This window comes from Cupriavidus sp. C3SS-1 (assembly GCF_057073755.1).
Genome location: NZ_CP172699.1, coordinates 2509621 through 2528708 on the forward strand (window position 1 = coordinate 2509621; position 19088 = coordinate 2528708).

The following is a 19088-nucleotide window of genomic DNA, read 5'->3' on the forward strand; positions in this document are numbered from 1 at the left end:
ATCGCTCAACAATCCGACTCGGCATCAAAGGTAGCCAGGAATTGCTGCAAGAGCGGATCGGAACTGCTCCCTCGTATGTCGACTTCTAAGCAGTTTCTCGGCCTGTTCCCAACGCCGCCGACTGTCGTGCGGATCCTCGACGAAGCAACTGAGACCGTTTACGTAGCCCTGCACATCGTCCTGCGCGACTGGCATCCCAGTTTCCGGAGTAATAAACTCGGCGACCCCGCCGACTGAGGACGCGACCACTGGAAGCCCGGCCGCAGTAGCATCCAGCAGCACGATAGGGAGTCCATCCCAAGCCGACGTGTAAAGAAACGCCGCATACTTTCCGTCCTCGATCAGATGATCAAGCGAACGGAACGGGCCACGTACCGTGACATTCCCGAGTTCAGTGAGACGACTGGCAAGATCACGTTCTTCCTGGCTATCACCGCAACCGTGCACATCAAAATTGACGTCCGGCATCGCCGCGGCAATCTTCTGCAGCAGATCGACACGCTTTTGCCGACTGAATCGTCCCGCCCAAAGCACCGTGCGCACTGCACCGGCTCGATAGCGGGCGTGAGCATCCAATGCATGAGGGAAGTACAGAGTGTGGAGCTTGTCTGCACTGATGCCGAAGCGCTTCTTCAACTCGCCCGGATAGGCCTGGGTGTCGCAGAAGATGCCATCCAGATATGGCAGGCAGCTAGGGAAATAGAGATCGGCATAGCTCCACCTCACCCCATGACGGTCAAAGTCGTCGCAGAAGACGCTGGCAAAAATACGCTTGTCCAGCGTTCGCAGCGACTTGCCATGATGGCGCAGGACATCCCAGCCCAGAGGAGAATTGATCAGGTGAACCGTCTTCGCCGATGACTGAATCAGGATTCGCGTCAGAACCGCCATCTGCTCCGCCCAGGACAGGCTGCTTGCCATCTGTCCGAAAGGCAGGAACACGGCACCTGGCGGCAACCGATCCGCCCACGGTGAATCGGCGTCCAGGGTGGCAATGACGAGCACCGCTTTCCCGGCTGCCACGGCCGCTTCCGCATGATGCAGAACACCTTGGTCCGCACCGCCATGCTTGAGCCACGGGACCAAAATAATTAAGTCGGGATTCAAGTCGCGGGCCACCGGGAAGCATTCGGCGTAAAGCTCGCCCGCCGCAGGCTTCAGCGGCAACTCGTACCGCTGGAACGACGCGACATAATCGCGATTCGGATACAACGATGGCTCGATCTCGGCAAGCTCGCGCAAGTCGTCAAGAGCCCAGTCAGGCAGCAACGTTGGCGACTTCCCATGTGTGATGGGACTGACCGTTACACTGATATTGTCAGCCGGCCTATCCAATACCGAATCTTCCTCGGCCAGGTGGCGTTCGATATCCCTAAACGAAATCGTTTGGCCACTGACCAGAGTCAGCTTGGTGTAGTGAAGCAGGGTTTCGATCCGATCGCCGATCGATGGTGGCAGCTTTCGTACGATTGGCTTCAACAGAGACCGCCACGTGGCCCGCACAACGTTCTTGGCCATCCGCTTCATCAATTTGCTCCACCCTTTCCGCAAAACTCATCCTGCCATTTCTCTGGCTCGTCAAAAAAAACACTTGGCCGCACGGTGGCGCCGTTCTGCGCCATTTCGGTAACCATGGACGACGCCTTTCGCCGATAGTACAAAGCTGTCCTGGGCGCCGTGACATGCCTGATGCCATGGGCGAGCGTCTCGAGGTTCCAATGCCAGTCTTCATAGCCAAAGCCAGTGGCACGGAGATGCGTCGGCTGATAGGGGTGGCGTAGGTAGACATCACGCGACCCGAAGGAGCAGGACACCCAGGGGTGTGCCATCATGCAACCGGCCAGTGGATAACTTCCCGAATCCATGTCGAAGGTCTCCGCAACGCAATGGACAGCACCGAAGGAGATCGTCAGTTCCGGATGAACGATTACCTTGCCAAGTGCTGCACTTGCCGTCTGTAGCGCTGACACGAACCAGTCCTTCGAGTAGTAGTCGTCGCCATCCAGAATAGCAACGTATGGCGCCTTTGCGCGCCTGATGCCATCGTTGCGCGACGACGCCAGATCTCCGTTCTTTACCTCGACAATCTGGTCGCTTGGGCGGACGGCGGGGTGATCTGCCACAATCCGCTTGGTTTCGTCATCTGCGCAGTCGAGCACCGCCACCAGTTCGATTTGAATGCCTACGGCTTCAGATGCCTGCCTCATCCGGGCAAAACCCCGCAATGCAAAATTCGCCAGGACCTTTTCCCCATGAAAGGTCATGATGGCGCTAATCGTCGGATTTGAGGACATTTCAATACGACTCTGCGAAGTTTCCATATTCGTTTCTCCCTGCCGGCCGGTGTTAGCTCGCCGCCTAACCAAGGGCATTCTGTTGGATCGTGCGATCAGTAGACCATCGTCCTACTGTCCAACACTTGAATAGCCTCGGAGGACCCAGTTCCAGGTTTCAGCGATGCCGTTCTCGACCCGGATCTGTGCTGTGAACCCGCATTCGTTGGCCAGCTTCGCGGTATCCAAAATGTTGTAGCTGACATCCACGCCCCGCGACTCCACGTAGCGCAGGTCTATGTCTAGACCTTGGGCGACGACAAGCGGCCTGATATGGTCATTGATCAGCGAATTGATCGAGAGGCCTCTGCCCGTGCCAATGTTATAAGCTTCGCCGTTGCTGCCGGCCTGAATGGCAGCAACAATGCCCTGTGCGATGTCTTCCACATGGATGTAGTCGCGAATAGCAGTTCCGTCGCCGTAGATCGTGACCGGCTTGCCTTGCAGCGCCGACGCCATCACAGTGGGAATCAGGCCTTGTCCCTTGAAAGGAAGTTGGCCCGGACCGTACGCGTTTCCCGGACGCACCACAAGCGCTCGAAGCCCGCGTTGCGCCACGTAAAGGCCCAAGGCCTTTTCGATCATGCCTTTGGAAGTACCGTACACCGAGATGGGGCGCAGCGCCGCGTGCTCAGCGAGGGGCCGCCTCTCATCCGGCTCGCCATAGACGGTGCCACCTGACGAGACGAAGACCAGCCGCAGGCCGGGATGTTCGAGGCAGCGGTCGAACAGCTTGACCGCCGGCACGACGTTGCGCTCAATTTCGGGGAGCATGCTGGAATCCAGGCCCAGGAGCATAGCCCGATGCACCAAATGGACGACAATATCGACGTCTTCAAGCATCCGATCCAGATCCAATGCCTCGCTGAAGTCTCCCGCTACATATTCAATGTCGCGCGAAGCTAACTGGTCCGAGGCCGGCAACTGGACATCGGCAACGCGAACTGAAAATCCTGCGGAGAGACAGCGCAGCGCGAGTCGGCTGCCGATAAAGCCGCCACCGCCAATCAAAAGTACTTTAGTCATTTGCCTTCCCTCGCTGCATGACGCGATACGGCCGGTTGCTTTGTATGGTGACTACTCGAGACAGGGAGCGTGGCACGTATTCCCCTTCTATCTGTCGACTTTCGCGGCCCGACCTTGCCGGACACGCGAGATCAGCCGCCTGCCGACGCGTAGGCAACGCCAGGCATTGCGCATAACGCACAGGTGGGCGAGCGTCAAGCCTAGAAAGCCAAGGAAAAGCGTTTGCTCGGAAACACCGCTTTTCCAGCCATACACGCCGATCAGGCCCAGCAGCGCGTTGCTGATCACTATGACCCAGACAATCGCGTCAGGCCCTATGCCAAGTCTCAGCAGTACATGGTGCAGGTGGGTGCGATCTGCCGACAAGGGATTGCGCCTTTTCAGCGCCCTGCGGATGACCACCGTCAGGAGGTCGATCAGAACGAAGCCAAACACCCAGAGCATGACAACCGGGGGCACATGATGACCGTAGTTGTACCGCGTCTGGGAAAGCTCCACGGCGAACCACACAACGCCGTATCCGAGCATCAGGCTGCCCGCGTCGCCAAGAAATACGCGTAACCTGCCCCGAAGCGGGTTCCGCATGTTGAACAGCAGGAAACCGAGGAGCGCGCCGCAGAAGATCACGCAGACGCGCTGTGCGGCGGCATTGCCAAGCTCCCCAGCCAGATAGGCCAGCCATGCAAACATGACAAACGACAGGCCGCCGGCCAGCCCGTCCAGTCCATCGCACATGTTCATGGCATTGATCACGGATACCACTGCAAAAAGCGTCAGTGGGATGCCCCAGTCCGCCAGCACGATTTCGCGGCGCGCGAAGATATCGCCGAGCGAAGTCAGGTAGACCCCCCCCCAGGAAGTCATGAGGATCGCCGCGAACAGCTGCGCTGCAAGCTTTGCGACAGGCGACATGCCCTGCATGTCGTCGATCAGGCCCACCAGTGCCAGCAACGTCAGGCCGCCCAGCAGGGCGACGTAGTAGCCCTGGTCGCGCATAAACAGCAGGCAACCCGCCCAGACCGCAAGCGTGACGGCAATTCCACCGACAAGGGGCACGGCACCCTGGTGGCGCTTGCGGCTATCAGGACGGTCAAGCAGGCCCCCTACCATCGCCACCGGACGCAGCAATAGCACGCCCAGCGCAGACACCAGGAAGGTAAAGGCAGGAACCCAGAAGAAATCGAACATGAATGGTCAGGAACCGCTGCGTGAACACGAGAAACGCCAGTAGGCGGCGGAGAGGAACAGCCTCGTCAGGCTGCAGAGGTGCCACCAAATATAGCGCAGCCTGCGCCGGCTCGACCGCCGGGCGTCGTGGACGATCGCGGCCTCCCGGACCCAGTTCACTTGCCGGTGCATCAGATGAAGCCGCAGGCAGATGTCAACATCCTCGCAGTACAGGTGATAGCGCTCGTCAAACCCGCCCACGGCGCGAAAGCTGGCGCTATCAAACATCAGGCACATGCCGGCCAGCCAGTCGACCTGCTGCCGTGGAGCCGCCGCATCGTAGTCAGGTGACGATCTGCCGGCGATCCGGCGTGCCAGCAACCCGGCGATGCGGGGCAAACGGCGGGCGCTGTCCTCAATGGTCCCGGCGGGGGAAAAAACATGTGGACCGGCGACACCCGGCGCCTCCGACACGCATGCCAGAAGCGGCCCAAAGCTCGTATCGGTGAGGCCGAGATCGGGGTTCAACACGACGAAGTACGGCGTCCGGCAGACTTCGAAGGCCGCATTGTGGTTGGCCCCGTATCCCTTCGGGCGGGCGTTGCGGATCACACGGATCCTCGGGTCGCGCGCCTCGAAAGACTCGCCGCCGGCGTTTACCGTCACCACGATCTGCATGCCTGGAATCGCAAGCAACTGCGGAAGCAGTTGTTCGAGTAGCGCCTCCTGGTGATGGCTGACCACCGAAGCAGTCAGCAGGTGCCCGTCGGTCCACGCCATTATTTCGACACTCGTTGAAGGACATCCGGCGACCAGACATAGCCGATCAGGACCGCAAATACTTCCGGCTGCGTGTAGGCGATCCGGTCAAAATACGAATTGAACTCGCGAATGACATTGATCACCGGCACGATCGGCATGCCCGAAAGCGTGAGGATGCAGCGGCGCCCGGTGCGCCATGCCGCCTTTATTTCGTCCAGGTTGAGGACCGCCGAGCGTTCGTCGATGACGAACTCAAGCGGCGCATCGCTGCCAGTCGCCATCCACCGCTCCTGGAACCGGCGGCGCAACCGGTTGGTCTTGCGCATCTGCGAGATACGGCTTGCGTTTGTTACCGAGCGCGCATGAATACGGTGGCGATACAGCGCTTCCGGGATGTAGCGGAACTCCCCAGTCTCGGCCAAGGTCAGGGCAATCTCCCAGTCCTGGATGCCATCGAATGCAGAATCTCCGCCACCGGCCTCCAGATAGCCCGAACGCCGAATCACCTTCAGATGGGACGCCACCATTCCGTCCAGCAGATCTTCACGGATATTGCCGCTGGGCTTGATGTTGTCATAGCCGCCATAACGGGCATGACGGATCACGGCGTTGTCGGTGCCGACGTCCAGTCGGTCGGTAAAAAAGTAATCGACGCCTGGATTCCTTCCGATCTCTTCCGCTACCCTGCCCAGCGCACCTTCGCCCAGCGCATCGTCGCAGTCGAGGAAGGCAATGAACGCACCCCGCGCCTGACCTACGGCTTCCATCTGGCTGCGGGTAATGCCATGGTTCTCGTCATGCGTAATGACGTGCAGCCGCGACAGCCGATTGGAGAGCGCTCTCATCAGACGCGTCACGCGGACGTCGCTGGAACAGTCCTCGACGCAGATCACGTCGAAGGCCACGTCGCCTTGCGCACCCAAAGAACCCAGGCATTCGCGCAGAAATCCGTAATGATTGTAGATGGGAACCACCACGGTAATCAGCGGCTGCCCGCATGGCGTCCCCAGCGGTACCAAGTCTTGCAGGATCTGCTCTGCCAGTTTCTCGGGCTGTAGCTCCTCTGCGCGGCTCACCGCCGGCGCGGCTGAAGCCGAAACTGGCTGCTTCGTGGCCTGGAGCGCGGCCACTTCGGCGCGGTAAGAAGGATGCGAGCGATAGCACTGTTCGAACCATGCCATGCCAGCCTCGAAAAACAACGGATGGCTATGGCGGACCTTTTGCTCAAGGTTAATCACCGCCTGGATCCAGGAGCGTCCCATGCTCAGGTACGAGCGGCGCATGCTTTGGCCGTGCTGCCGGTAGATCGCGGCATGCAGGGGCAGGTAGGCCATCCGATATTTGTTCAGCGCCAGGTGACACCAGAACTGCCAGTCCTCCTTGGCACGGGCGCTGACGTCGAACAGGACGTGATCGAACACCCGGCGGTGGAACAGCGCGCCGTGAATGGGAATGGCAAAGCCGCGCTCCCATTTGAACAGGAAGTCGTCGACCGACAGGTCAAACTGCGCGATGGCTTCTTCCGGCTTGGAAAAACTGATGAGCTCTTCGTCCGACAGCAAGAAATTGGATACCGACACATCCAGTGCGCGGGCGACGGCGAAGTGTTCGACCTGCCGCGTCAGTTTGCCGGGCAACAGCAGATCGTCCGCATCGAGCAACTGTATGTAGGTGCCTGTGGACTGGCGGATACCGGCATTGCGCGCCGCGGAAAGCCCTGCATTCTGCTGGTCCAGGACAAGAACTTCCGGATAGTACGCCAGCAACTCCCGCAGCTGGCGCGCGGTATGAGGATCCGTACTGCCGTCGTTGACGACGATGATCTCGAGCTCACCTGCGTACGCTGCCTTGACGGATGCGACGGATTCCATCAGGTAGCCGGCCTGGTTGTAGCACGGAATCACGACGGAAACGCGCGGCCATTGCTCTGTCAATTCACGCTTCGTCACCCTCAGCCCTCCTGTTCCGGCAGGTAGCCATGCAATGCACGCACGCGTTGCGCGAAGGCATTCCAGCCGTGCCGCTCATCAATCAACGCGCATAGCCGCTGCGCTTTCGCCAGCGCAGCGGCGGGCGCGCCAGCGATGGCCTGCATGGCCTCGATGTAATCGGCGGCCTCGGGGTTTTCCTTCAGCGGATAGCCGGTCTGGTCACTCACGAGCTCGCCCACGCCGCCAACCGTTGGCGCAATCAGCGGAATTCCCAGCGCACCGACCTCAAGCAGGATGTTCGGCATCCCTTCCCAGCGCGAGGTGAACAGAAAGCCGTCATAGGGACCATGCACCACGAGTTCCGCTGGTGACGCAAAGGGTCCGTGCAGGCTGACGTTAGGCGGCAACGGTTCCATCTCCGTATCCTTCAGCACGGCCTGACCGAAAACCTCGAAACGGATCGACGGGCATTGACGCGCGATCGCATAGAGCAGGTCCACGCGCTTTTCGGCATCGAGGCGTCCGGCCCAGAGAAAACGCAGGGGCCGGTCCTTACCGGCGGCACGCAGATGCTCGGCCTGCGCCAGCCTGCTCGGCATGGCGACAGAGTGGTCGATCCGCACCGGGTTATAGACGGCGACCAGCTTGCCCTGATCGGCTTCGGCAACACCAAAGCTGGCGCTCACGCCCTCGATGAAGCGATGGTTGTCAGTCAGTAGTAGGTCGACTTGCGGAAAGCCCTTCGGAAAGAAATTGGCTGCATAGCCAATGATGTCCTTGCTGTTCTCCGCGAATTGCAGAGCAAAAATGCTTGAAACCACCTTCATCGCCGCGCGCAGCCGTGCGCCCTCGGCAATGATCAGCTGCCAGGCGACTTCGCTGTTGATGTTGTGGAACGTATGCGGCCGGATCAGCAAGGCAAGCTGCTGCAGCGCTCTGCCTTTGATGGCATAGCTGGCGCCCGCACCGTAGTACGCATCCAGGGCGAGCACGTGCACGCCCTGCGGCAGTTGGACGGCCCCGTCAACCGCTGGCCTGTCCGCCACGACAATCAGCACGCTCTCGTCAGAATTGAACTGGCGCACTGCACGCGCGAAATTCAGGGCTGTCATCTCCGCCCCGCCCGTGCCGAGGAAAGGCAGGACAATCATATGCCCGACCGGCCCTGTCTCGCGGGACTGCTCAGACAAGTCACCCAGCATGCGACTCAGGATGTCTTCCTCGGACAAGCTGCGGCCATTGCCAGCCGGGTCCTTCTTGCCTGTCTGCGCGACGGTGTCTCTTAATACCCCAAACACATCGGAGCGTTGGCCCCGCAATAATGCAAGGGTAGGCGAAGCGTACTGTCGGATACGCCATTTCACATGCAAAGGCAGCGGCACCCGGTGATAAGCCACTCGGGCGAGCCTCAATAGCTTTGGACGCAATGTGCTCATGAATCGACGAAATTGTTCCTTTTCACCCTGGCCGTAGGCCGGCACGCCCGCGGCGCGCGTGCCCTGCTGCTGGGCCAGCTTCTGCTCCAGGTATGCCAGCCGCTGCTCGCGCTCGACATCCCGCTGCTGCAGCCGGCGTGTGGTCTCGCGCAGTTTGCCTTCCTCGAGCAGCAGGTCGGCCATCAGTTCCGCCACATCGCGAGGCGAAGGAGCTTGCTCGCCACGTTCAGTTCCCCGCTGCCTGATCGCGGACAGGACGTTCGCCAACGTGTCTTCGCCGCGCTCCTTCAGCACCGAATGGGCCGCGAACCGCCGAAAATTCTCACGTGCTGCCGCGTAAGCCTTGCGCTGCAACAGGAAGGGCGTCAGGATCTCACGCGTCGTCTCCGCGTATTCGGAGATCATGCAGAGCGGATCCTTGTGCGTAATGTTATTTCCATGCACGCGATACTGGAGCAGGACCTGATTCACGATCGAGAACCGCGCCCCTGCGGCAAGCGCCCGGATCCACAGGTTCCAGTCCGGCGTATAGATGAGTTCCTCCCTGAACCCGCCGATGGCATCGTGAACCTCCTTCCGAAGGATCACGGTTGAATGGCATAGGTGGTTTTCCCACACCCATTCGCCGGGCGCATTCAGATCACGAGAATCGTTAAACCACGCCGCAACGGCGCTATCGGGGACAATCGTGCCGGCTTCATCGATCACCTCAATCTTCGTACCAGATATACCGATTTCAGGATGACGCTCGAATTCAGCGACCTGGATCGCGAGCTTCTCCGGCAAGAACACGTCGTCCGAATCAAGGCTCGCAATCAACGAACCGCTGCAAAGACTATATGCCTTGTTATAGGTGGCACAGGCCCCCAGGTTTACTTCATTTCGGAACGCTCGGATCCGTGGATCCTTGTATCGGGAGATGACATCCCATGATCCATCGGACGAACAGTCATCGACAATGATTAATTCCCAGTTCCCGTAACTCTGTTGCAGTACCGATTCAATGGAGCGCCCAATGTAGCGTTCGTAATTGTAGGAGGTGGTAATAATCGAAATAAGAGGACGCACTTTTATTGTCGTGCCTTTCGCGGGCTCATCGTCCCATAATGTGCTGAATCATTTCGCAAATGCGGCCCGCCCCGTCCTCTCCCAGATCCCCGAAGAACGGCAGCGCCAGGACTTCGCGTGAGACCTGATGTGCCACCGGCAATTCGGACGGTGCTGCGCTCGGCAATGCCTGATAGCAGCTAAATTCGCTGCACAAGGGATAAAAATACCGGCGAGACAGCACGTTGAAGGCCTTGAGCTCTTCGTAAAGGCGGTCACGCGTGACTTTTCCGCCCGCTTGCACCCGAATCACGAAATATTGCAGGCTCGGCTTGACTCCGTCCGGCAATGTTACGCATTCCAGACCCGCGACGTGTGCGAGCCGCTCCCTGTAGACCGCCGCAACCCTGGCTCGCTTCGCGCGTTCTTCATCGAGGCACTCCAGGTTGGCCAGGCCCATGGCAGCCTGCAACTCATTGAGCTTGCCATTGATGCCGGGCATGACCACATCCACTTCGCTTTTAATCCCGAAGTTCTTGAGCAGGTCGATGCGCTGCTTCAGCTCCGGGTCCTTTACAGCCAGCGCACCGCCTTCGGCGGTATGGAAAAGCTTGGTCGCATGAAAACTGAACATTGTGCAATCGCCGTACTGGGCGACCGGTACGCCGTCAATCTCCGTGCCGAACGCATGGGCAGCGTCATAGACGACGCGCAGCCCATAGGCGTCAGCGATGTCCTGGATCATTTGTGTATGGCAGGGAATACCATACACATGTACGCCCATGATGCCGGTCGTGCGGGATGTGATCAGGCGTTCGATCCTGCGCGGATCGATTGTCATCCGCACTGGGTCGATATCGCAGAAGACTGGTGTGATGTTGCCCCAGTCCAGTACATGCGTTGTAGCCGGAAATGTGAACGGCGTAGTAATAACCTCGCCATGCAGGCGCAACGCCTTGCACGCCGCGATCAGTGCGATAGTGCCGTTATTGAACAGCGACACGTGCCTGGACCCGAGGTAGTCCTCCAGCGCGCGCTCCAGGGCAGCATGCTTGCCGCCGCCATTGGTCAGCCAACCGGCCTCCCAAATCTGCGCCACAAACTCCTGGTATCGTGATAGGGATGGCAGCATCGGACGCGTGACGAAGATCTGCTGCTCGAACGGCGTGGGCGCGCTCATGCCTGTCCTCCCGGCGACTGAATCGACCAGGAAACATCGTGTTGCCGGATGACCTTGGCCGGTACGCCAACCGCGGTCACGTCGGCCGGCAGATCGGCCACTGCGACGGCACCAGCCCCTAGCACAGTTCCCGCACCAACCCGGACATGTGGAATGAACTTGGCGCCCGTGCCGGCCATGACGCCTTCGCACAAACGGACATTGCCCGACACACTGACCGTAGGGTTAAGTGTGACAAAGTCCTCCAGAACCGCGTCATGCCCGATCGTGCTGCCCAGGTTCACGTGTACGTGCCGGCCGATGATGATGTCAGTGGTAATCAACGCCCCGGCACAAATCACGCAGCCCTCGCCGATTTGAACATGCCGCCCGACCCACGCCCGTGGGTGCACCAGAGTCGCGAATCGCATCGCAAATCGCGCATGCATCTGCTGGGCGATCGACCGGCGCGCGCTGGTGTCGCCGATGGCAATCACCAGTTCGCAATCTTCCGGGGCCGTCCACGTATCGGTGGTCATGACCGGCAGTCCCTGCACCGGTTCAGCGACCTCGTAGCCGGGGTCGACAAGGAAACCCTGCACGTCCCAGCGTGGAGTCTGCGAGTTCATATCGAGGGCAACCTGCAGCACCTCGCGCGCGAATCCGCCCGCCCCGTAAATCACCAGTGGTGTCAGCCTTGCATTCATACGCGCTCCAGAAGAGGCGGCGTCTGCACCTCAATAACGGTCACTTTGTTGTCCCATGCCGTGGCTGCGTAGATAGGCAGATGTCCGGCGCGGTCGATGCGAAACTGACACGCGATCGGCACGTGGTCACATGTCTCGACGAGCCCGATAGAAAGATCGACCGGGACGGCCAGCACCGCCGCCACCGTGTATTCACCTTCCTTCAGTCGCGCACGGAAAGTCCAGTCTACGACGTGAACGCTCCCTTCGCGGGGTGATTCGATGTTGCATTGCTCAATGCCACTATCCGAATAGACGATATCGAAACCGTTCTTATCCTTGATGTGATACCCGAAGCTGAGCTGAGGGAGGTCTCGTTGGACCTGGATTTTCACCCGAAGCGTGACTTTTTCACCGAAGTCCACGGATCTCGCTGGCCTTCCGCGCGAATCGAGCAGAGTCACATTCAAATATTCGGCCATCCCGTTCTGCAAGCGCTGGTATGACGAACGCGACTTGAAAGCGGCCTCCGATTCCGCATCCTCCGCGAGTACCGCAGCCTTATCGGCGGCATCGGTCATCCCTGCCTTGCCATCGCTGACAGCGATGCTCTGACGCCGTTGCACGTACTGAGCGTAGTAGGTCTCGACCACAGATTCCGTGTCACCATTGGCGAGCATCGAGCCGTGATCGAGCAGCACGGCACGCGAGCACAATGCCTTGACCGCGCCCGGATCATGGCTTACGAAGAGCAGAGTCACGCCGTCGTCCATTAGCTTCTTGAGCAACGCCATGCATTTAGCCTGGAAGAAGGCGTCGCCAACAGATAGCGCCTCATCCACGATGAGGATTTCCGGATTGACATGCACGGCGACGGAAAATGCCAGGCGCACATACATGCCGGAGGAATACGTCTTCAGCGGCTGGTCGATGAAATCGCCGATCTCGGAGAAATCGACGATCCGGTCAAAGCGCTCCTCGATCTGGTCATCACTCATGCCAAGCAGCTGGGCATACATCTTCACGTTCTCGCGGCCGGAATACTCCGGGTTGAAGCCCGAGCCAAGTTCCAGCAACGCCGCAACGCGGCCGCGAACCGAGACTGTCCCGGTCGTCTGGTTCAGCGTTCCGGCGAGCAATTGCAGCAGCGTGGACTTGCCTGAGCCGTTGTGACCGACAATACCAACGTTCTCGCCACGTCGAATCTCAAGCGAGATATTCCGCAGGGCCCAGAACTCCCGGTAGTATTGCTTGCGCCCCCTTGCCAGCATCTGCAGGAGACGGTCCTTGGGTCTATCGTAGATTTCGTAGCACTTCCCAAGGTTCTCGGTGTGTACGATCACATCAGAGGACATCAGCAAATCCCTTCCTGGTCTTCTGGAACCACGCATAGCCGAGCCAGGCTACGGCGCAGCATGCCAGCGAATAAACTGCCCACTCACCCCAGTGGACCGGAGCGCCCCAGACAATGACGTTGCGAGCCTGTTCGATGGGCAAGGTCAGAGGATTGAACTTCGCCACGATCTGCCATTGCGGCGGCAGCGACGAAATGGGAAAGAACACCGGCGACAGGAACATCAGTGCCGTGATCATCAAGCCGATGGTTTGGCCGATATCCCGGAAATAGACGCCCGTGGCTGCAAGCCACCAGCTCAATCCTGTGACGAATAACAGAAAAGGCGCCATCACCACGGGCAACAGGAAGACAGTGGCGGGCACGCCGTTGCCAATGATCGACTCGAAGACCAGTAGCACAAGCAAGCTGATCACGGCATGGAACAGTGCCGATAGCAGGTGCGCCAATGGCAGGATTTCGAGCGGAAACACGACCTTCTTTACGAAGTTGCCGTTGGACAGAATTGTGCTGGGAGCCCGTCCGATACATTCGGAAAAGATGTTGAACACAATCAGGCCCGCAAACAGCACGATTGCGAATTCGGACTTGGATGTCGAACCAGCGCCCCAGCGCGCCTTGAAGATGGCGCCGAACACGAACGTGTAGATCGCCAGCATGAAAAGTGGCGTCAGAAGCGACCACAGGATGCCGAACATTGACCCTTTGTAGCGGCCGACGACATCGCGCCGGGCGAAACTTAGGATCAGGCCTTTGTGCTGCAGCACCGATCGACCTAGCGACGATATCGACGTCTCAAATTTCTGCATGCTTAATGCGTTGACAGCGTGTCATTAAGAAAAGGTCTCCGCAGACTCCAGGCGTGCTCCCTGCCTGTCTTTCTGCGCAAGGATCGGCGGGCCGGACAGCGGCCAGTCGATCGCCAGCACCGGATCGTTCCACAGCAAGCTGCGCTCGTGCTCCGGATACCAGTAGTCGGTCGTCTTGTACAGGACATCGGCAGAGGCAGATGTCACCACGAAACCATGTGCGAAGCCTTCCGGCACCCACAACTGCCGCTTATTCGCTTCGGAAAGCGTCACGCCTACCCATCTGCCAAAATTCTGCGAGTGGCGGCGTAAGTCGACCGCCACGTCATAGACTTCGCCGGACGTGACACGGAGCAGCTTTCCCTGCGGTTTCTGGATCTGGTAATGGAGACCGCGGAGCACCCCGCGCGCGGAACGCGAATGGTTATCCTGCACAAAGACCCGGCTCACTCCGGTGGCTTCCTCGAAGACCCTGGCATTGAAGCTCTCCATAAAGAAGCCCCGCTCGTCGCCAAAAACCTTCGGCTCGAGAATCAGCACCTCCGGGAGCGCGGTCGGAATGATAGTAAGGCTCATTTGACGTTACCCGAAATGATTTGCTGGAGGTATTTGCCGTAACCGCTCTTGCATAGCGGCCTGGCCAGTTCCTCCACCTTTTCCGCACTGATCCACTTGCTGCGGTAGGCAATCTCTTCCGGGCAGGCCACCATCAGCCCTTGCCGGTTCTGCAGCGTGGCGATGAAGCTGGCAGCCTCAAGCAATGACTCGTGCGTACCTGTATCAAGCCATGCATAGCCGCGCCCCATGATCTCGACCTCGAGTTGTGCCCGCTCGAGATAGCGCTTGTTGACGTCGGTAATCTCGAGTTCGCCACGAGCCGACGGCTTGATGTCGGCGGCGATGTCGCAAACCTGATTGTCGTAGAAATAGAGCCCCGTTACCGCATAGTTCGAACGCGGTTTGGCCGGCTTCTCTTCCAGGGAAAGCGCACGGAACTGGTCGTCAAACTCCACCACCCCATACCGCTCGGGATCGTGGACATGGTAGGCGAAAACGGTGGCGCCTTCGGATTGGCTGGCCGACCTGGTCAACTGACTCACCAGATCGTGACCGTGGAAGATATTGTCTCCGAGAATCAACGTACTGGCATCGTTGCCGATGAACTCGCGCCCGATAATAAACGCCTGTGCTAGTCCATCCGGCGACGGCTGCACCGCATATCGTAGATTGACACCCCAGTTGCTGCCGTCGCCCAGCATCTCGCTGAACCGCGGCGTATCTTCCGGCGTAGAGATAATCAGAATGTCCCGAATCCCCCCCAGCATCAGAGTGGACAGCGGGTAATAGATCATCGGCTTGTCATACACCGGCAACAGCTGCTTGGACACAGACCGCGTGATGGGATAGAGCCGCGTGCCGGAACCCCCGGCCAGGATAATGCCCTTGCGCATATTGACCCCTGTTATGGAAGGATCTGGTCCAGCAGGAAATGCACGCCCTGCTTCCAGTCCGGAAGATGGATGCCGAAGGTCTCCCGCAGGCGTGTAGTATCCAGACGCGAGTTGGACGGGCGCGGCGCCGGCAGCGGATACGCCGTCGCAGGAATTGCTTCGATTTGCTCTGAATTCGCCTTCAACTCAACGCCATGCGCTTTCGCGTAGCGAAGCACCTCGGTAGCGTAGCCGTGCCACGTCGTTTCGCCCGCTGCGGCCAAGTGATAGACGCCGTCGACAAAGACCTGACGGTCCCCGGCCAACCATTGCCGGGCCACGACCTGCGCGGTGACGTCCGCAATCAGCGAAGCCGTAGTAGGCGCACCAAACTGATCAGCAATGACCCGCAGGCTATCGCGTTCCCTGCCCAGGCGCAGCATGGTCTTGGCAAAGTTGCCGCCGTGGGCACCCGCGACCCAGCAGGTACGTAGCACCAAAGCCTGCGCACCCGTGGCAGCAATGGCCTGCTCGCCGGCCAGCTTGCTCTTGCCGTAGATGGACTGCGGATTGACAGCGTCGGTTTCAACGTATGCGCCATCCTTGGTGCCGTCGAAAACGTAGTCGGTCGAATAGTGCACCAGCAGACTGCCAAGCGCCTTGGCCTCTTCCGCCAGAATGCCGGCCGCTGTGCCATTGATGGCGAAGGCAAGTTCAGCTTCGGTTTCCGCCTTGTCCACAGCGGTATAGGCCGCGGGATTGACAATCACATCGGGGCGATACTCACGCACTACGCGGCGCAATTCATCAGCACGGGCCAGGTCGCAGCCGGCGCGATCCAGCGCCACCACATTGCCGAGCGGTGCCAGGCTGCGGCGAAGTTCGAATCCAACCTGCCCGTTGCAACCCGTGACCAGAAGCGTCGGCACCTTCGAATTACGCTGCATATTGCTTCGCCACCCAATTCCGATACTCGCCAGACATCACGTCCTGCACCCACGCCTGGTTATCGAGATACCACTGCACCGTCTTGCGCAGCCCTGTCTCGAAAGTTTCGGCGGGCTTCCAACCGAGCTCGCGCTCCAGTTTGCGGGCGTCGATCGCGTAGCGGCGGTCGTGTCCCGGGCGATCCTTCACGAAGGTGATCTGGGCACGATAGGAGCCTGCAGCCTTGGGCTTGAGCTCATCGAGCAGATCGCACAGCGTATGCACCACGTCGAGGTTGGTCTTCTCGTTCCAGCCACCCACGTTGTAGGTCTCACCGAGCCGGCCGCGAGAAAGCACCTCCCGAATTGCAGAGCAGTGGTCGCCCACGTAAAGCCAATCACGGACATTGAGGCCATCGCCGTAGACAGGCAGCGGCTTTCCGGCCAGCGCGTTGGCGATGATCAGCGGGATCAGCTTCTCAGGGAAATGGTATGGCCCGTAGTTGTTCGAGCAGTTGGTCGTCAGGACCGGCAAACCATAGGTGTGATGGTAGGCGCGAACCAGGTGGTCCGAAGCAGCCTTGGACGCCGAGTACGGACTGTTGGGCGCGTACGGGGTGGTTTCCGAGAATTGCGGGTCAGTCTCGCTCAACGAACCGAAGACTTCATCCGTGGAGACGTGGAGAAATCGGAATGCCGATTTGGCCGGCTCTTCCAGCGAACCCCAATAGGCGCGGGCGGCCTCCAGGAGCGTGAACGTGCCAACGATATTGGTCTGAATGAATTCGCCAGGGCCGTGAATCGAGCGGTCAACGTGGCTTTCGGCAGCGAAATGCACTACCGCACGCGGCTGGTAAGTCGCGAACAGCTTGTCCAGCGCGGCCCGGTCGCAGATATCCGTCTTCGAGAAGACGTGACGACTGTCATCATCCAGCGACGCCAGCGTCTTGCGATTTCCCGCATACGTCAGCTTGTCCACGTTGACGACGCCGTCGGCCGCCTTATCCCGCAGCCATGCCAGAACGAAGTTGGCACCAATGAAACCGGCACCCCCAGTGACCAAAATGTGCGACAAAACTAGCTCCCTGCTCTCGATATATTCCGATTACCCGACAAAAGCCGAGCGCCCACCTTGTCCTCGTGAGGGACGGCGGGGCGTTAAGTACCTGCAGAAGTCGCGGTATTCTATCTGACTGTATGGGCTCACCGGCCCATAGCTGGAGTCTTTTTGTAGCCTGTTGTAACGATTCGGCAAATTGCCGGTCACTTCTCTACAAATAGCGACGATTTCTTTCTTCTGCTCCGCAGAGACAAGCATAAAGTGCCCTATAAATCATCTTTCGCCATTGGCGACCTTCAAGGCTGCTCCGATTCCTTCGACCAACTCCTCGCCAAGGTCCCGAAGGACAGCACCCTCCGCCTGGTCGGCGACCTCATCAACCGCGGCCCCGCCTCCCTCCAGACCCTGCGCACCGTCCGCGCACTCGGCGCACGCGCGGAAACCGTCCTGGGCAACCACGACATCCACGCCCTTGCCGCAGCCGCGGGCGTCCGCAAGAACGGAAAGTCCGACACCTTTCAGGACCTCCTGACTGCCCCCGACCGCGAGGACTTGCTCACCTGGCTGCGCCACCGCCCGCTCGCCCTCCTCGATGACGATTTCCTTATGGTCCATGCGGGCGTACTCCCCCAATGGTCCGCAGAGCAGGTCATCGACCTGGCCCGCGAAGTCGAGGAACAACTGCAAGGCCGCAACTGGCAAGGCTTTCTTGCCGACATCTTCGGCAATGCCGCAGACCGCTGGCACAACGGCCTGCGGGGCATCGAGCGTCACCGGGTGGTCATCAACGCCCTGACCCGGCTGCGCTATTGCACAGCCGACGGCGTGATGGACTTCAAGACAAAGGAAGCGCTGGGCAATGCTCCCGCCGGCTTCATGCCATGGTTCGACGTGCCGGGTCGCCTCACGGAGAACGTCACCGTCGTATGCGGGCATTGGTCGACACTCGGCCTGGTGATGCGCCCGAACTTGATGGCGCTGGATACCGGCTGCGTCTGGGGCGGGAAGCTGACCGCCGCGCGGCTCGCCCCGAATCCCGCCGAACGGACGGTGGTCCAGGTGGAATGCCCCCAATATTGTGACCCGTTCGCCTGATCCCGGCGTACCCCGCCACGGCGGGGACGACAGCCCGGCTCAGGTCGTGGCAGGCGATGCCTGCACGCCAACAGCTTCCGTACCCGACTGACTGCGCTGCAGCGCGGCAGCTGCGGCAGCCTCATGTGCGCCCCGGGCCAGGTGAACGACCACTTCCCGCGCGGCGCCCGCCAGTTCGCGGCGGCTGTCGGACTTGGGATGGAGCATCGGCCCGATCGACAGCCGAGCCTTGATACGCGGCGCGCGCAAGACGGCGTTCAGGCAGTCAAGCAAGCTCAGGTCGCCAATATAGGCAGGCGCCAGCGTGGGCTTTCCCGTCGCAGCATCCACATAACTAAGCCCCAACGGCAACACCGGCACCCCACCCGAGATCGGCGCCTGCATCAGGTTGGCGTGAAACGGCAGCACATCACTGCCATCCGTCGTCGTCCCTTCCGGAAACACGCCAACGAGGTCCCCCTGCAGCATCACATCGGTAATGTCATGCAGCACCCGATGCGCGTCGCGCTTGCGCGCGCGTTCGATGAACAGCGTGCCAGTCTTCTCGCACAGCCAGCCAATGACCGGCCAGCTCCGAATCTCCGACTTGGCAACAAAGCGCACCGGCCGCCAGCTGTGGATCACATAGATATCCAGCCACGAAATGTGATTCGAAACCACGAGCGCGCCCAGGCTACCACCGTGCGCCGGCATTTCACCCGCGATTTCGAGCTCCATCCCGCAGATCCGCAGCAGACGGCGCGACCAGCGCCGAATGTGCCATTCACGCGAACGTACGCCTAGCCAGGGAAACAGCACCGCGCAGGTCAGCAAGCCCCTCAACAGGTGCAGCACCAGCGCCGTCTTGCGCAGCCAAACCATGCGCGC

At 59.9% G+C, this 19088-nt stretch carries 17 protein-coding genes; 1 reads left to right on the forward strand and 16 read right to left on the reverse strand.

Annotation, left to right across the window (positions count from 1 at the left end):
• Positions 1-24 precede the first annotated feature (24 nt).
• The 15 genes from ACIGJC_RS11680 to rfbB all read right to left on the reverse strand — a co-directional run bounded on the left by ACIGJC_RS11680 (position 25) and on the right by rfbB (position 17141).
• Positions 25-1527, reverse strand: a complete 1503-nt coding sequence (locus tag ACIGJC_RS11680; RefSeq protein ID WP_483708968.1) for a glycosyltransferase family 4 protein — start codon at positions 1525-1527, stop codon at positions 25-27.
• Positions 1527-2321, reverse strand: a complete 795-nt coding sequence (locus tag ACIGJC_RS11685) for a glycosyltransferase family 2 protein (RefSeq protein WP_483708969.1) — start codon at positions 2319-2321, stop codon at positions 1527-1529. Before ACIGJC_RS11685 ends, ACIGJC_RS11680 begins: the two co-directional genes overlap by 1 nt.
• A gap of 84 nt (positions 2322-2405) precedes the next feature.
• Positions 2406-3359, reverse strand: a complete 954-nt coding sequence (locus tag ACIGJC_RS11690) for an NAD-dependent epimerase/dehydratase family protein (protein WP_483708970.1) — start codon at positions 3357-3359, stop codon at positions 2406-2408.
• Between the two features lie 87 nt (positions 3360-3446).
• Positions 3447-4547, reverse strand: coding sequence for an MraY family glycosyltransferase (locus ACIGJC_RS11695; protein WP_483708971.1), 1101 nt, complete (start codon positions 4545-4547; stop codon positions 3447-3449).
• A gap of 6 nt (positions 4548-4553) precedes the next feature.
• A complete protein-coding gene (locus ACIGJC_RS11700; protein WP_483708973.1) occupies positions 4554-5306 on the reverse strand; it encodes a glycosyltransferase in 753 nt (250 codons plus the stop codon).
• A complete protein-coding gene (locus ACIGJC_RS11705; protein WP_483708974.1) occupies positions 5306-7237 on the reverse strand; it encodes a glycosyltransferase family 2 protein in 1932 nt (643 codons plus the stop codon). Before ACIGJC_RS11705 ends, ACIGJC_RS11700 begins: the two co-directional genes overlap by 1 nt.
• 2 nt (positions 7238-7239) lie before the next feature.
• Entirely contained in the window at positions 7240-9723 is a 2484-nt protein-coding gene (locus ACIGJC_RS11710) for a glycosyltransferase (protein WP_483708976.1), read from the reverse strand.
• Positions 9724-9748: 25 nt separating this feature from the next.
• Positions 9749-10882, reverse strand: a complete 1134-nt coding sequence (locus tag ACIGJC_RS11715) for a DegT/DnrJ/EryC1/StrS family aminotransferase (protein WP_483708977.1) — start codon at positions 10880-10882, stop codon at positions 9749-9751.
• Positions 10879-11568 carry an acetyltransferase gene (locus tag ACIGJC_RS11720; protein ID WP_483708978.1) on the reverse strand — a complete coding sequence of 230 codons (690 nt, stop codon included), beginning with the start codon at positions 11566-11568 and terminating at the stop codon, positions 10879-10881. The genes ACIGJC_RS11715 and ACIGJC_RS11720 overlap by 4 nt, the downstream gene beginning before the upstream one ends.
• Positions 11565-12902 carry an ABC transporter ATP-binding protein gene (locus ACIGJC_RS11725; RefSeq protein ID WP_483708980.1) on the reverse strand — a complete coding sequence of 446 codons (1338 nt, stop codon included), beginning with the start codon at positions 12900-12902 and terminating at the stop codon, positions 11565-11567. The genes ACIGJC_RS11720 and ACIGJC_RS11725 overlap by 4 nt, the downstream gene beginning before the upstream one ends.
• Positions 12892-13710 (reverse strand): ABC transporter permease, encoded by an 819-nt coding sequence (locus ACIGJC_RS11730; protein WP_483708981.1) that lies wholly within the window; start codon positions 13708-13710, stop codon positions 12892-12894. Before ACIGJC_RS11730 ends, ACIGJC_RS11725 begins: the two co-directional genes overlap by 11 nt.
• Before the next feature lie 24 nt (positions 13711-13734).
• On the reverse strand, positions 13735-14286 hold the full coding sequence (gene rfbC / locus ACIGJC_RS11735; RefSeq protein WP_483708983.1) for a dTDP-4-dehydrorhamnose 3,5-epimerase: 552 nt from the start codon (positions 14284-14286) through the stop codon (positions 13735-13737).
• Positions 14283-15161, reverse strand: a complete 879-nt coding sequence (rfbA, locus tag ACIGJC_RS11740; protein ID WP_483708984.1) for a glucose-1-phosphate thymidylyltransferase RfbA — start codon at positions 15159-15161, stop codon at positions 14283-14285. The genes rfbC and rfbA overlap by 4 nt, the downstream gene beginning before the upstream one ends.
• 11 nt (positions 15162-15172) lie before the next feature.
• Positions 15173-16087 carry a dTDP-4-dehydrorhamnose reductase gene (rfbD, locus tag ACIGJC_RS11745; RefSeq protein WP_483708985.1) on the reverse strand — a complete coding sequence of 305 codons (915 nt, stop codon included), beginning with the start codon at positions 16085-16087 and terminating at the stop codon, positions 15173-15175.
• Positions 16077-17141, reverse strand: coding sequence for a dTDP-glucose 4,6-dehydratase (gene rfbB / locus ACIGJC_RS11750; protein ID WP_483708986.1), 1065 nt, complete (start codon positions 17139-17141; stop codon positions 16077-16079). The genes rfbD and rfbB overlap by 11 nt, the downstream gene beginning before the upstream one ends.
• Before the next feature lie 246 nt (positions 17142-17387).
• Here rfbB and ACIGJC_RS11755 point away from each other — a divergent pair, with 246 nt between their 5' ends.
• Complete coding sequence (locus ACIGJC_RS11755) at positions 17388-18221, forward strand: symmetrical bis(5'-nucleosyl)-tetraphosphatase (protein WP_483708987.1); 834 nt, start codon at positions 17388-17390, stop codon at positions 18219-18221.
• Between the two features lie 39 nt (positions 18222-18260).
• Here the strand turns inward: ACIGJC_RS11755 and ACIGJC_RS11760 are convergent, their stop codons facing one another.
• Entirely contained in the window at positions 18261-19082 is an 822-nt protein-coding gene (locus tag ACIGJC_RS11760) for a lysophospholipid acyltransferase family protein (RefSeq protein WP_483711528.1), read from the reverse strand.
• Positions 19083-19088: the final 6 nt, after the last annotated feature.

What these genes read in the sequence shown, in the direction of transcription:
- rfbC (WP_483708983.1), bottom strand. Translation starts at nt 14,286, where the DNA reads ATGAGCCTTACTATCATTCCGACCGCGCTCCCGGAGGTGCTGATTCTC.
- ACIGJC_RS11690 (WP_483708970.1), bottom strand. Translation starts at nt 3,359, where the DNA reads ATGACTAAAGTACTTTTGATTGGCGGTGGCGGCTTTATCGGCAGCCGA.
- ACIGJC_RS11725 (WP_483708980.1), bottom strand. Translation starts at nt 12,902, where the DNA reads ATGTCCTCTGATGTGATCGTACACACCGAGAACCTTGGGAAGTGCTAC.
- ACIGJC_RS11730 (WP_483708981.1), bottom strand. Translation starts at nt 13,710, where the DNA reads ATGCAGAAATTTGAGACGTCGATATCGTCGCTAGGTCGATCGGTGCTG.
- ACIGJC_RS11695 (WP_483708971.1), bottom strand. Translation starts at nt 4,547, where the DNA reads ATGTTCGATTTCTTCTGGGTTCCTGCCTTTACCTTCCTGGTGTCTGCG.
- ACIGJC_RS11685 (WP_483708969.1), bottom strand. Translation starts at nt 2,321, where the DNA reads ATGGAAACTTCGCAGAGTCGTATTGAAATGTCCTCAAATCCGACGATT.
- rfbA (WP_483708984.1), bottom strand. Translation starts at nt 15,161, where the DNA reads ATGCGCAAGGGCATTATCCTGGCCGGGGGTTCCGGCACGCGGCTCTAT.
- ACIGJC_RS11680 (WP_483708968.1), bottom strand. Translation starts at nt 1,527, where the DNA reads ATGAAGCGGATGGCCAAGAACGTTGTGCGGGCCACGTGGCGGTCTCTG.
- ACIGJC_RS11760 (WP_483711528.1), bottom strand. Translation starts at nt 19,082, where the DNA reads ATGGTTTGGCTGCGCAAGACGGCGCTGGTGCTGCACCTGTTGAGGGGC.
- ACIGJC_RS11715 (WP_483708977.1), bottom strand. Translation starts at nt 10,882, where the DNA reads ATGAGCGCGCCCACGCCGTTCGAGCAGCAGATCTTCGTCACGCGTCCG.
- ACIGJC_RS11720 (WP_483708978.1), bottom strand. Translation starts at nt 11,568, where the DNA reads ATGAATGCAAGGCTGACACCACTGGTGATTTACGGGGCGGGCGGATTC.
- rfbD (WP_483708985.1), bottom strand. Translation starts at nt 16,087, where the DNA reads ATGCAGCGTAATTCGAAGGTGCCGACGCTTCTGGTCACGGGTTGCAAC.
- ACIGJC_RS11700 (WP_483708973.1), bottom strand. Translation starts at nt 5,306, where the DNA reads ATGGCGTGGACCGACGGGCACCTGCTGACTGCTTCGGTGGTCAGCCAT.